Consider the following 12197-nt stretch of genomic DNA (forward strand, 5'->3'; position numbering starts at 1 on the left):
GCGGCCCGCCGCGGCCAGCCTGCCGCCATGACCCCCCTGGCCCTGCCCGCCGGCGCCTGCGACTGCCACACGCATGTCTTCGGCACCGCGCCCCGCTACCCCTTCGACCCCGACCGCGGCTACACGCCGGCGGCGGTGACGCCGGCCGCGCTGCTGGCGCAGCAGCGGGCGCTGGGGCTGGACCGCGTGGTGCTGGTGCAGCCCAGCCCCCACGGCGCGGACAATGCCTGCCTGGCCGATGCGCTGGCCGCGCTCGGCGCGATGCGGGCGCGCGGCGTGGCGGTGATCGACGCGGCGACGACCGGGGCCGAACTGGACCGGCTGCATGCGCTGGGCGTGCGCGGGGTGCGGATCAACCTGCACACCGCCGGCCGCGCGGACCCCGGGCAGGCGCGCGCCCTGCTGGCAGCGGCGGCGGCGCGGGTGGCGCCGCGCGGCTGGCATGTGCAGGTCTACACCGACCTCGCCGTGATCGCGGCGCTGGAGGCGGCGATCACCGCCCTGCCCTGCCCGCTGGTGGTGGACCATTTCGGCCGGTCGATGGGCGCGGGCGGGCTGGCGCAGCCGGGGCTCGACGCGCTGCTGCGGCTGCTGGGGCAGGGCGTCGTGCATGTGAAGCTGTCCGCCGCGCATCGGCTTTCCGCGCAGCCGGGGCTGGCCGACATGGCGCCCATCGCCCGGGCGATGATCGCGGCCAACCCGGACCGCGTGCTGTGGGGGTCCGACTGGCCGCATGCCGGCATCCGGCCGGGCCTGCCGCCGGACGCGATCCACCCGTTCAACGCCATCGACGACGCGGCGGCCCTGCAACGCCTGGCCGGCTGGGCCGGGGATGCGGCGATGCTGGCGCGCATCCTGGTGGCGAATCCGGCCCGGCTCTACGGGTTTCCGCAGGCCGGGTAGCCGAAGGGGGAGCGCGACGCTCCCGGAAGGGATCTCGCCTCAGGCCTTGCGGACGCTGGCGCGCAGCGCGTCCAGCACGCCGTCCATCGCGGCCTGGAAGCCGGGGCCGTCCAGATAGCCCTCCATGGCGCCGGTGCGGTCCAGGAAGGTCTTCCAGGCAGGCTCGGCCATGGCGCGGCGGAAGCGGTCGTGCAGCACCGTCGCGATCTCGTCCGGCAGGCCGGCGGGGGCCGAGAGGCCCTTCATGTTCTCCACCACCACGTTCCAGCCCAGCTCGCGCAAGGTCGGCACGTCCGGGAAGCCGGGCAGCCTGGATTCGGAGGCAACGGCCAGCGGCCGCACCTCGCCCCCCTGCACCAGCCCGGCCATCTCCTCCGGCGCCAGCACCGCCAGCTCCACCGTGCCGGCCAGCGTGGCCTGCAGCGACGGCGCGCCGCCGGTGAAGGGCACGTGCAGCAGTTCCACCCCCGCCGCCTGCGACAGCAGCACGAAGACCGCGTGGTAGATCGAACCGATGCCGGAGGAGGCGTGGGAAATGCCGCCCGGGTCGCGCTTCGCCGCCGCGATCGCCGCCGGCAGGTCCGCGAAGCGGCCGGATTTGCGCGTCACGATCAGCAGCGGCTGGCGCGTCAGCCGGATGATGGAGCGGAACGAGGTCTTGGGGTCGTAGGGCAGGTCGCGGAAGGCGGGCAGCGAGGTGCTCTCGCTGCCGCCGCCGACCAGCAGGTTCAGCCCATCCGGCGGCAGGCCGGCGACATGCTGCGCGGCGATGGCGCCGCCGGCACCGGGCCGGTTCATCACCACCAGCGGCGTCGGGAACAGCGGCCCGGCCGCGGCGGCGATGGCCCGCCCGGCGAGGTCCGCGCCGCCGCCCGGCGCGAAGCCGACGATGAGCTGCACGGGGCGCGAAGGCTCCCACGCCGCCTGCGCCGCGCGCGCGCCCAGCGCCAGCCCCGCCGTGCCGGCCAGAATCATCCTGCGCGTCGTCATGCCCGTTTCCTCCGTTTGCTTGGCGCGGACCTTACGGGCGGCGGCGGGCGATGGACAAGTCCCGGCGGATTGGCTTGGCTGCAGGCACGGGAGAAGGACAGGACAATTGCGAGACGTTCCGCCACCGGGCGCCACCGACTGCCACATGCACATCTACGGCGCGCCCGAGCGCTATCCGGTGGCGCCCACCAACCCTTCCCCGGTGCCCTTCGCCTACGACCTTGACGCTTGGCGCGCGCTGCGCGACCGGGTGGGGCTGACGCGCACCATCGTCGTGCAGCCCACCGCCTATGGCGCGGACAATGCCTGCACGCTGGATGCCGTGGCGGCGCTCGGCGCGGCACGCGCCGTGGTGGGGGTGACGGAGACCACGCCGCTGGCCGAATTGCAGCGCCTGCACGCCGCCGGGGCGCGTGGCGCGCGCGCCTTCATGATGCCGGGCGGCCTGGTGCCGTGGGAGAAGCTGCCGGCGCTGGCCGAGCATGTGGCGCCGATGGGCTGGCATGTGCAACTGCAATTCGACGGCGGCGCGATGGCAGACCGCGCAGCGCTGATCGCCGGCCTCGCCTGCCCCGTGGTGATCGACCATATCGGCCGCTTCGAGGCGCCGGTGCCGCCGGAGGCCGCGCCGGTGCAGGCGCTGCTGCGGCTGCTGGGGACCGGGCGCGTCTGGGTCAAGGCATCCTCGCCCTATGGCACCTCGCGCAGCGGGCCGCCGGGCTATGCCGATGTGGCCGCCATCGCGCGGGCGCTGATCGCCGCGGCGCCGGAGCGCATCCTGTGGGGCTCCAACTGGCCGCATCCGAACGTCCACGCGAACAAGCCGGATGTGGCGGCGCTGCTGGACCTGCTGGGCGAATGGGTGCCGGATGCCGGGCTGCGCCGGGCGATCCTGGTGGACAACCCGGCGCGGCTCTACGATTTCTGAACCGGCTGCCAGCGCCACAGGGCATCGTCCAGGCGCCGCATCCGCCCCTGGGCTTCCAGGTGCAGCAGATGCGCCATCGCCTCCGTCACCGCGAAGCCCAGCGCGGCTTCGCCCAGGTCGCGGCGGAACAGCAGCGGCAGCGCCTGCATCGCCGTGATCGCGTCGCCCGCGCCCAGCAGCCGGTCCAGCCGGCCTGCGTGGTGCGCGGCGATGGCGGCCAGCCGCCGGTGCAGCCCGTGCCAGGGCAGGCCGTGGGAGGGCAGCACCAGCACATCGTCCCGCGCCGCCCGCAGGTCGCGCAGGGAAGCGAGGTACAGCGCCAGCGGGTCCTGCCCGCGCCGTTCGGGGTCCGCGCCGATATGCGGCGTGATCGCCGGCAGCACCTGGTCGGCGGCGATGAACACCGCATCGTCCAGCGATTCCAGCATCACCTGTTCCGGCGCATGGCCGCCGCCCGTGTGCACGCGCCAGCGCCGCGCGCCGATCCGCAGCACCTCGCCCGCCGCCACCGGCACCACCTGCTCCGGCAGCGGCGTCAGCAGCGCCTGGAAGCGGGCGCGGCGGCCGAGCATCGCCGCCACCTGCACTGCGCTCAAGCCGCAGCGGGCATAGAAGTCACGCGTCGCCTCGGTAGCCTCCGCGGGCCGGGGCGCGGCCATGTGGCGGTAGCGGGCGCTCTCGCCGCGGCTCATCAGCACCGGCGCGCCGCTCCGCGCGGCCAGCCAGCCGGCGAGGCCCGCATGGTCCGGGTGGCAATGCGTCACCAGGATGCGGGTGATCGGCCGGTCGCGCAGCAGCCCGGCGAAGGCTTCCTCCCACAGCGGGCGGTGGCCTGGATAGTCGCCGCCGGCATCGATGGCGCAGAAGCCGGCGCCATCCTCCAGCAGCCAGAGATTCACATGGCCGAGCGGCAGCGGCATCGGCCGGCGCAGCCACAGGATGCCCGGCGCAACCTCACGCGGCTCGGCAGAATCGGGCGGCGGCGCGGCGGGCAGGTGGTCCGGGCTCATGCCGCGTTCTCCCGTTGCAGCACATGCCCCACGGCGACGAAGCCGAGGCCGATCATGTGCGCCAGCGCGGTGCGTGCGCCGGGCTGCTGGCGGCCCTCGGCCTCGCCGCGCAGCTGCCGCACGATCTCCGCCACCTGGCCGATGCCGGTGGGGCCCAGCGGATGGCCCATGCCGATCAGCCCGCCGGAGGGGTTCACCGCGCAGCGCCCGCCGCCGATCTCCCACGACCCGTCGCGGAGCCGCGCCGGCCCCGCGCCGGGCGGGCAGAGGCCCAGCGCCTCCGCATAGATGATCTCCTCGATCGAGAAGGCGTCGTGCAGCTCGACGATGTCGAGATCCTGCGGGCCGATCCCGGCGGCCGCCAGGGTCGCGGCGCCGGAGCGGCGCACCGTCTCCACCACGCCGAAGGCTGTCTCGGCACCCGAATGGTCGCTGCTGGCGTGGCTCGACAGCACGCGGATGGCGCGCCGCCGCTCCAGGCCGAACCGGGCGATGGAATCCTCGCTGGCCACGATCACGGCCGCCGCGCCTTCCCCGCGTGGGCAGCATTGCAGCGCCGTCAGATCCCCGGCCACGGGGGCGGAGGCCAGCACCTGCTCCAGCGTGCGCGGCTTGCGGAACTGCGCGAAGGGGTTGCGCGCGGCGTTGCCGTGGTTCTTCACCGCGACGCGCGCCATGTCCGCCAGCGTCACGCCATGGGATTCCCGCCAGGCGCGGGCCAGCAGGGCGAATTGCACCAGCGGCAGGTCGGCGGCGGGCGAAAGGCGCGGCAGCCCGTCACGCTCCGCCGCCCGCTGCGCCCCGCCATGCTTGTCCACGCCCAGCGCCAGCACAACCTCATGCTGGCCGGAGGCCACCTGCAGGCAGGCCAGGCGGAAGGCGGAGGAGCCGGAGGCGGAGGCATTCTCCACCTGCGTCACCTCCAGCCCGGTGGACCCCATATGCCGCAGCATCACCCGCCCCGCGGCCATGCCCAGCGTCGCCGTGCCGATGCAGGCGCTGGTCACGGCCGGCCAGGCGAGCCCGGCATCGTCCAGCGCGGCGCGCAGCGCCGCCAGGCCGATGGCCGGAAAGGGCGTCTCGCTGGCGAACTGGTAGCGGTGCATGCCGATGCCCACCACGCGGACGGGGCGCAGCCCCCTCATGCCGGCGGCACCGGGCGGAACAGGCAGGACACGCCATCGGCTGCCATCACCGCCTGCACCGCGCTGCCGGGCGGAAGGTCCCCGCCTGCACCCTCGATCACCCCCTGCACCACCGGCCCCTCCGCCAGGCGCAGCTCCGCCAGCCGCACCGGCGGCGCCAGGCCCGGCAGCACCGGCTGGTGCAGCGTGATGCAGGCCAGCACGGTGGCCCGGCCGCTGAGCGCCACAGGCTCCAGCGCCGCGGCCGGGCGGCCGGTGGTGGTGCAGCCGAAGGCGCTGCGCGGGAAGGTCAGCGCGCCGGTCTCCGGCTCGCGTAGCGCCAGCAGCCGCGCCGGAAGGCCCGGCGCCTCGGCGGTGAACAAGGACAACGCCACATGATCCTCCCCTGGCTTGCCGGGGAAGTGTAGCCGCGCCGGCGCCCCTTGCCGAATGGCCGCGGCGCCCGATCCTCCAGCCGGGAGGACCCGCAACGATGAGCACGACACCCGCCATCCTGGCCCTGGTCGCGACGCTGGCCGCCGGCATCGCCGCCGGGCTGCTGTTCCTGCAACGCAAGCGGCGCGGCTGGGTGGGGCGGGCGCATCTGCTGCTGGCGCTGGCCGGGCTGGCGCTGGCGGCGCTGGCGGTGCTCGGCGGGCGCCCCGCGCCTGGCGGGCCGCCCGCCGCCCTGCCGCCGGGCCTGCTGGCCGCCGCCACCCTGGCCGGCTTCGCCGCGCCACGCCTGGCCCGGCGCGGCTACCCCCGGATGCAATTGCTGCTGGCCGGGCACCTGCTGGCCGGCATCGCCGGCTTCCTGGTCTTCCTCGCCTGGGCCCGCAACGGTTGAAAAGCCGGCCCCCGCCGCGCATATCGCCGCCCGCGGACGCCGCCGCGCGGTGAAATTCGGCAAAGGGGTCAAACACATGGACGAAACGCTGGAACGCCACGAATTCGGCGCCGAGGTCGGCCGCCTGCTGGATCTGGTGGTCCACGCGCTGTACTCGGAGCGTGAAATCTTCCTGCGGGAGCTGGTGGCCAATGCGGCGGACGCCGTCGACCGCCGGCGGTTCGAGGCGCTGTCCGACCAGGCGCTGATGCTGCCGGCGGAGGCGAAGCTGCGCATCGTGCCGGACAAGGCGGCGCGGACGCTGACCATCGCCGACCCCGGCATCGGCATGTCCAAATCCGAGCTGGCGCAGCATCTCGGCACCATCGCACGCTCCGGCACCCTGGCCTTCGCCAAGACCCTGGCGGAGGCGAAGGCGACGGAGCAGCCCAGCCTGATCGGCCAGTTCGGCGTCGGCTTCTATTCCGCCTTCATGGTGGCGGACCGGGTGGAGGTGACCTCGCGCCGCGCCGGGGGGGAGGAAGCCTGGGTCTGGGCCAGCGAGGGGCGCGGCGAATACACCCTGGCGCCGGGCAGCAAGGCCGAACCCGGCACCGACATCGTGCTGCACATGAAGGCGGATGCGGAGGAGTTCCTGGAGCCCTACCGGCTGCAGACCATCATCCGCAAATGGGCCGACCACATCGCCATCCCCATCACCGTGGCCCGCGACGGCCAGGACGAGCCTGCGAACGAGGGCACGGCGCTGTGGCGCAAGCCGAAGGCGGAGGTGAGCGAGGAGAGCTACACCGAATTCTACCGCCATTTGGGCCATGTCTTCGACACGCCCTGGGCGACGCTGCACTGGCGCGCGGAAGGCGCGCTGGACTTCACCGCGCTGCTGTTCCTGCCCAATTCGAAGCCCTTCCAGGCGGTGGAGGGCGAGCGCGCAAGCCGCGTGCGCCTGCATGTCCGCCGCATGTTCATCACCGATGAGGCCGCGCTGCTGCCGCCCTGGCTGCGCTTTGTCACCGGCGTTGTGGACACCGAGGATCTGCCGCTGAACGTCTCGCGCGAGATGCTGCAGGCCACCCCCGTGCTGGCCCGCATCCGCCGTTCCGTCACCGGCCGCGTGCTGTCGGAGCTGAAGACCCGCGCCAAGGATGCGGAGGCCTATGGCAGCTTCTGGGCCAATTTCGGCGCCGTGCTGAAGGAAGGCGTCTGGGAGGACACGGAGCACCACAAGGAATTGGCGCCGCTGCTGCGCTTCCGCTCCTCCGCCGTGGAGGGCTGGACCTCGCTGCCGGACTATGTGGCGCGGATGAAGCCGGGGCAGGAGGCGATCTACGTCCTGGTGGGCGACGAGGCGGCGGGCCTGGCGGGCTCCCCGCAGCTTGAAGGGTTCCGCGCGCGGGGCGTGGAGGTGCTGCTGCTGACGGACGGCATCGATGCCTTCTGGCCGGACCGGATGGACCGCTTCGAGGACAAGCCCATCCGCAGCATCACGCAATCCGGCCTGGACCTGTCCAAGCTGGAAGCGACGGAGGCGCCGCAGGGCGAGGCGGCCGACGTGGCGACGCTGCTGGCCCTGGTGAAGGAGGCGCTGGGGGCGGAGGTGGCGGAGGTGCGGTCGACGGAACGCCTGGTGGACAGCGCCGTGGTGCTGGCCGCGGCCGAAGGCGGCCCGGACCTGCAGATGCAGCGCCTGCTGCGCCGCGCCGGGCGCAGTTTCGGCGCCAGCGCGCCGGTGCTGGAGATCAACCCGCGCCATCCCCTGATCCGCCACCTGGCCGCGCAGGCGACGGCGGAGGCCGATCTGGCGGAGTCCGCCGGCATGCTGCTGGACCTGGCGCGCATCCAGGATGGCGAGGCGCCGCGCGACCCCGCCGGCTTCGCCCGGAAGGTGGCGGCCCGCCTCGCGGGGGGCTGAACCGGCACCCCCTTGCGACGGATCGCGCTTCGGCGTTCTGCTGCGCCGGGCAAGAAGGGGGAAATGCCATGGCCGAACCGGTCGTGCTGATCACCGGCGCGGGGCGCGGCATCGGCCTGGCCAGGGCGCGCCGCTTCCGGGCGGAGGGCTGGCGCGTGGCGCTGCTGGACATCGAGCCGGGGCTGCTGGACGCCGCCATGGCCTCGCTGGCCGCGCCGGATGCGACGCTGGCGCTGGCCTGCGACGTGGCCGATGGCCCGGCGCTGGGGGAGGCGGTGCGGCAGGCGGCGGCACATTTCGGGCGGCTGGACGCGCTGGTGAACAATGCCGGCACCGCCGTGTTCAAGCCGCTGCTGGAGACCACGCCGGAGGATTGGGCACGCGTGCTGGCGGTGAACCTCACCGGCCCCTTCCTGGCCACCCAGGCGGCGGCACCGCTGATGGCGGAAGGCGGCGGTGGGGCGGTGGTGAACATCACCTCCATCTCCGGCCTGCGCGCCTCCACCCTCCGGGTCGCCTATGGCACCAGCAAGGCCGGGCTTGCGCATCTGACGAAGCAGCAGGCGGTGGAGCTCGCCGGGCTTGGCATCCGCGTGAACGCGGTGGCGCCGGGGCCGGTCGATACCGCCATGGCCAAGGCGGTGCATTCACCGGAGATCCGCGCCGACTACCACGACCACATCCCGCTGGGCCGCTACGGGCTGGAGGCGGAGCTGGCGGAAACCATCCTGTTCCTGTGCAGCGACCGCGCCAGCTACCTGACCGGCCAGGTGATCGCCGTGGATGGCGGCTTCGACGCCACGGGCATCGGCCTGCCGACGCTGCGCGCGGCCAGGCGCAACCTGTAGCCGCCCGCGCAGCGCGCTGGCACGCGCCTTGCTGATCCCCCGGGCCGGAGGAGGGGCGCCCCGCCCCCTCCGGCCTGGAGGACAGCGATGGACCGCCGCGATTTCCTGAAAGCCGTGCCGGCCGCCGCGCTCGGCATGCCCCTGGCCGCACCGGCCGTGAAGCAGGCCGCGGCCCAGCGCGCGCCGACCCGCAGCGAAACCCTGCTGCTGGTGCAGGAATACGGCCCCAACAGCATGGACATGCAGGGCATCGGCGCCTCCCAGCCGGTGAACGGCGTGGCGCAGAATTGCTATGATCGGCTGGTGCGCTTCAAGCGCATGCCGGTCGATGGCGTGACCACCGGCTTCGACATCACGCAGCTGGAGCCGGAGCTGGCGGAGAGCTGGCAGGAGGCCAGCGATGGCACCTCCGTCACGTTCAAATTGCGGGCAGATGCCCGTTTCCATAGCGGCAGGCCGGTCAGCGCCCGCGATGTGAAGTGGTCGCTGGACCGCGCCGTCTCGATCGGCGGCTTCGCCACCACGCAGATGCGCGCCGGCAGCCTGGAGAAGCCGGAGCAGTTCGTCGCGGTGGATGACAAGACCTTCCGCGTCGACTTCCTGCGCCGCGACAAGCTGACCATGCCGAACCTGGCGGTGACGATTCCCTTCGTGTTCGACAGCGAGAAGGCCATCGCCAATGCCGGCGGCGATGTCTGGGCGAAGGACTATCTGAAGAACAACATCTGCGGCGGCGGCGCCTACAAGGTGGACGCCTGGCGGCCGGGAACGGAGACGGTCTACAGCCGCTTCGACGATTGGAAGTCCGGCCCCCTGCCGCAGTTGCGCCGCGTCATCGCGCGCGACATCGCCTCCCCCTCCACCCGCCGGGCGCTGATCGAGCGTGGCGACGCGGATATCAGCTACCAGATCCCGCCCAAGGATTTCGCGGACCTGGTGGCGGCAGGCAAGCTGAAGGTCTCGGCCATGCCGGTGCCGAACGCGATCTGGTACCTGGCGCTGAATTCCGCCCTGCCGCCCTTCAACAACGTGAAGCTGCGCCAGGCCGTGGCCTGGGCCATGCCCTATGAGCAGATCCTGCAGGGCGCGCTGTTCGGCCGCGGCGTGCCGATGTGGGGCGGCCCGGCGACGCCGGCGCGCCTGTCCTGGCCCGTGCCCTTCCCCTATGCCGCCAACATGGAGCGCGCCCGCGCGCTGATGGCGGAATCGGGCGCCGCCCCCTTCAGCACCACCCTGATCTACGACGCCGGCGGCGCCACGATCACGGAGCCGATGGCGGTGCTGATCAAGGAAGCGCTGGCGCCGCTCGGCATCACGGTGGAGCTGAACAAGATCCCCGGTGCGAACTTCCGTGGCGAGCTGAACAAGAAGACCGCGCCGATGGCGATCAACCGCTTCGGCGGCTGGCTGGACTGGCCGGACTACTTCTTCTTCTGGAACTATCACGGCAACAACTCGATCTTTAACATCCCGTCCTACCAGAACCCGGTGATGGACCGGATGATCGACGCCGCGCGCTTCGCCCCCGACGCCGCCACCTACGCCACCAATGTGCGCGGCTTCCTGGAGCTGGGCATGCAGGACGTGCCCTTCATCCCCATCGTGCAGCCCTTCCACGACGTGGCGATGCAGCAGAACATCGGCGGCTACCAGTTCTGGCCATCGCGCGAGCCTGATTTCCGCTATTTGACGAAGGGCTGATGCGCGGCCTGCTCTGGCGGCTGGCCGGGTCCCTGCCCGCGCTGGCTGCCGTCATCGTCGTCACCTTCGTGCTGACGCGCGTGCTGCCCGGCGACACCGCCACCTACTTCGCCGGGCCCACTGCCAGCGCCGAATCCATCGCCCAGATCCGCGCGGAGCTGGGCCTGGACCGACCGCTGCCGGAGCAGTTCTGGAACTACCTGCGGGCCCTGGTGCAGGGCGACCTCGGCATGTCGCTGACCACCGGGCAGCCGGTGCTGACCGACATCCTGCAGCGCCTGCCGGCATCCGCCGAGCTGACGCTGGCGGGGCTGCTGCTGGCGGTATCCATCGCCATCCCGCTCGGCATCCTGGCGGCGGTGAAGCAGGGCTCGCTGGCCGACCATGCCTGCCGCGTGGTGGTCACGGCCGGCGTCTCCCTGCCCGTATTCTTCACCGGGTTGCTGCTGGTCTACGTGTTCTACTTCGTGCTGGGCTGGGCGCCGGCGCCGCTCGGGCGGCTGGACGCCTTCGCCAGCGCGCCGCCCACCGTCACCGGCTTCTACCTGGTGGATGCGGCCCTGATCGGCGATTGGGAAACCTGGCGCGGCGCGCTGGCGCAGATCGTGCTGCCGGCGGCAACGCTGGGCCTGTTCGCGCTGGCGCCGATCGCGCGCATCACGCGGGCTTCCATGCTGGCGGTGCTGGGGGCGGAGTTCATCCGCACGGCGCGGGCCTCCGGCCTCGCCTCCTCCACCATCATCCTGACCTATGCGCTGCGCAATGCGCTGCTGCCGGTGGTGACGACGCTGGGCATGGTGTTCTCCTTCCTGCTGGGCGCCAATGTGCTGGTGGAGAAGGTCTTCGCCTGGCCCGGCATCGGCAGCTACGCGGTGGAGGCGCTGATCGCGTCCGACGGCGCGCCGGTGCAGGGCTTCGTGCTGACCATGGCGATCCTCTACGTGCTGCTGAACCTGGCGATCGACATGGTGAACCGCGCGCTCGACCCGCGGGCGCGGCGCGCATGAGCGCGGCGGTGGGTGCCGGCGGCAATTCCGTGCTGCGCCATGCCCGGCATGTGGTGGCGGAGAACCCGGTGACGGGCTTCGCGCTGGGCCTGTTCGTGTTCTTCGTGCTGGCGGCGATCCTGGGTCCGTCGCTGGCGCCCTACGACCCGCTGGCGAGCAACACCGCGAATGCGCTGCAGCCGCCTTCCGCGGCGCATTGGTTTGGCACGGACCAGATCGGGCGGGACATCTTCTCCCGCGTCCTGGTGGCGACGCGGCTGGATCTCGGCATCGCCGCGGCCTCCGTGGCGCTGGTGCTGGCGGCGGGCGGCTTCGCCGGGCTGGCGGCCGGCTTCTTCGGCGGCTGGGTGGACATGGTGGTGGGGCGCATCGCCGACACCATCATGGCCTTCCCGCTGTTCGTGCTGGCCATGGCCATCGTCGCCGCGCTGGGCAACACGGTGCCGAACATCGTGCTGGCCACCGCCATCATCAACTTTCCCCTCTATGTGCGCGTGGCGCGGGCAGAGACGGTGCAGCGGCGGGAAGCCGGCTTCGTCGATGCCGCGCGCATCGCCGGACATCGCGACATGGGCGTGCTGCTGGGCCAGGTGGCGCCGAACATCCTGCCGATCATGGTGGTGCAGATGTCGCTGACCATGGGCTATGCCATCCTCAACGCCGCCGGCCTGTCCTTCATCGGTCTCGGCGTGCGCGCGCCGACGCCGGAATGGGGGATCATGGTGGCGGAGGGCGCCTCCTTCATCGTCTCCGGCGAATGGTGGGTGGCGCTGTTCCCCGGCGCCACGCTGATGGTCGCGGTGTTCTGCTTCAACCTGCTGGGCGATGGCGTGCGGGATATCGTTGATCCCCGGAGGCGGACGTGAGTCCGCCGACCGCTTCGCCAAGCAAGGCGGACGTGAGTCCGCCGACCGCTTCGCCAAGCAAGGC

The 12197-nt window shown here is 72.7% G+C and carries 12 protein-coding genes; 8 read left to right on the top strand and 4 right to left on the bottom strand.

Translation table 11 applies throughout. From position 1 onward, the window contains the following. Positions 1-27: 27 nt before the first annotated feature. On the top strand, positions 28-903 hold the full coding sequence (locus HEQ75_RS21425; RefSeq protein WP_168034162.1) for an amidohydrolase family protein: 876 nt from the start codon (positions 28-30) through the stop codon (positions 901-903). Positions 904-942: 39 nt separating this feature from the next. Here the strand turns inward: HEQ75_RS21425 and HEQ75_RS21430 are convergent, their stop codons facing one another. Next, a complete protein-coding gene (locus tag HEQ75_RS21430) occupies positions 943-1893 on the bottom strand; it encodes a tripartite tricarboxylate transporter substrate binding protein (RefSeq protein ID WP_168034163.1) in 951 nt (316 codons plus the stop codon). A 106-nt stretch (positions 1894-1999) separates the two neighbouring features. Here HEQ75_RS21430 and HEQ75_RS21435 point away from each other — a divergent pair, with 106 nt between their 5' ends. Beyond that, positions 2000-2821: an amidohydrolase family protein gene (locus tag HEQ75_RS21435; RefSeq protein WP_209318700.1), complete on the top strand. Its 822-nt coding sequence runs from the start codon at positions 2000-2002 to the stop codon at positions 2819-2821. On the opposite strand, the gene HEQ75_RS21440 is transcribed toward HEQ75_RS21435, so the two are convergent. From HEQ75_RS21440 to HEQ75_RS21450, 3 genes are read right to left on the bottom strand one after another with little or no spacing between them, the layout of a single operon-like run. Continuing rightward, positions 2809-3831, bottom strand: a complete 1023-nt coding sequence (locus HEQ75_RS21440; RefSeq protein ID WP_168034165.1) for an MBL fold metallo-hydrolase — start codon at positions 3829-3831, stop codon at positions 2809-2811. The two genes, HEQ75_RS21435 and HEQ75_RS21440, sit on opposite strands and share 13 nt — an antisense overlap. After that, the gene (locus tag HEQ75_RS21445) at positions 3828-4976 is read right to left on the bottom strand and encodes a thiolase family protein (protein ID WP_168034166.1); all 1149 of its coding nucleotides are present in this window, start codon (positions 4974-4976) and stop codon (positions 3828-3830) included. Before HEQ75_RS21445 ends, HEQ75_RS21440 begins: the two co-directional genes overlap by 4 nt. Continuing rightward, positions 4973-5344 carry a Zn-ribbon domain-containing OB-fold protein gene (locus HEQ75_RS21450; protein WP_168034167.1) on the bottom strand — a complete coding sequence of 124 codons (372 nt, stop codon included), beginning with the start codon at positions 5342-5344 and terminating at the stop codon, positions 4973-4975. The genes HEQ75_RS21445 and HEQ75_RS21450 overlap by 4 nt, the downstream gene beginning before the upstream one ends. 104 nt (positions 5345-5448) lie before the next feature. Between HEQ75_RS21450 and HEQ75_RS21455 the strand changes: the two genes are divergently transcribed. From HEQ75_RS21455 to HEQ75_RS21480, 6 genes are all read left to right on the top strand, one after another. Next, positions 5449-5802, top strand: coding sequence for a hypothetical protein (locus tag HEQ75_RS21455; RefSeq protein WP_168034168.1), 354 nt, complete (start codon positions 5449-5451; stop codon positions 5800-5802). Between the two features lie 76 nt (positions 5803-5878). After that, entirely contained in the window at positions 5879-7711 is a 1833-nt protein-coding gene (gene htpG / locus HEQ75_RS21460; RefSeq protein WP_168034169.1) for a molecular chaperone HtpG, read from the top strand. 68 nt (positions 7712-7779) lie between these two features. After that, positions 7780-8559 carry an SDR family NAD(P)-dependent oxidoreductase gene (locus HEQ75_RS21465; RefSeq protein WP_168034170.1) on the top strand — a complete coding sequence of 260 codons (780 nt, stop codon included), beginning with the start codon at positions 7780-7782 and terminating at the stop codon, positions 8557-8559. An 87-nt stretch (positions 8560-8646) separates the two neighbouring features. After that, positions 8647-10260: an ABC transporter substrate-binding protein gene (locus tag HEQ75_RS21470; RefSeq protein WP_168034171.1), complete on the top strand. Its 1614-nt coding sequence runs from the start codon at positions 8647-8649 to the stop codon at positions 10258-10260. After that, complete coding sequence (locus HEQ75_RS21475) at positions 10260-11267, top strand: ABC transporter permease (RefSeq protein ID WP_168034172.1); 1008 nt, start codon at positions 10260-10262, stop codon at positions 11265-11267. Before HEQ75_RS21470 ends, HEQ75_RS21475 begins: the two co-directional genes overlap by 1 nt. Continuing rightward, positions 11264-12133, top strand: coding sequence for an ABC transporter permease (locus tag HEQ75_RS21480; RefSeq protein WP_168034173.1), 870 nt, complete (start codon positions 11264-11266; stop codon positions 12131-12133). The genes HEQ75_RS21475 and HEQ75_RS21480 overlap by 4 nt, the downstream gene beginning before the upstream one ends. Positions 12134-12197: the final 64 nt, after the last annotated feature.

It is taken from the genome of Falsiroseomonas selenitidurans (genome assembly GCF_012103215.1).
GTDB classification, from domain to species: domain Bacteria; phylum Pseudomonadota; class Alphaproteobacteria; order Acetobacterales; family Acetobacteraceae; genus Falsiroseomonas; species Falsiroseomonas selenitidurans.

Coding starts and splice junctions, on each gene's coding strand:
- HEQ75_RS21425 (WP_168034162.1), top strand. CDS start 28: ATGACCCCCCTGGCCCTGCCCGCCGGCGCCTGCGACTGCCACACGCAT.
- HEQ75_RS21430 (WP_168034163.1), bottom strand. CDS start 1,893: ATGACGACGCGCAGGATGATTCTGGCCGGCACGGCGGGGCTGGCGCTG.
- HEQ75_RS21440 (WP_168034165.1), bottom strand. CDS start 3,831: ATGAGCCCGGACCACCTGCCCGCCGCGCCGCCGCCCGATTCTGCCGAG.
- HEQ75_RS21445 (WP_168034166.1), bottom strand. CDS start 4,976: ATGAGGGGGCTGCGCCCCGTCCGCGTGGTGGGCATCGGCATGCACCGC.
- HEQ75_RS21455 (WP_168034168.1), top strand. CDS start 5,449: ATGAGCACGACACCCGCCATCCTGGCCCTGGTCGCGACGCTGGCCGCC.
- htpG (WP_168034169.1), top strand. CDS start 5,879: ATGGACGAAACGCTGGAACGCCACGAATTCGGCGCCGAGGTCGGCCGC.
- HEQ75_RS21465 (WP_168034170.1), top strand. CDS start 7,780: ATGGCCGAACCGGTCGTGCTGATCACCGGCGCGGGGCGCGGCATCGGC.
- HEQ75_RS21470 (WP_168034171.1), top strand. CDS start 8,647: ATGGACCGCCGCGATTTCCTGAAAGCCGTGCCGGCCGCCGCGCTCGGC.
- HEQ75_RS21475 (WP_168034172.1), top strand. CDS start 10,260: ATGCGCGGCCTGCTCTGGCGGCTGGCCGGGTCCCTGCCCGCGCTGGCT.
- HEQ75_RS21480 (WP_168034173.1), top strand. CDS start 11,264: ATGAGCGCGGCGGTGGGTGCCGGCGGCAATTCCGTGCTGCGCCATGCC.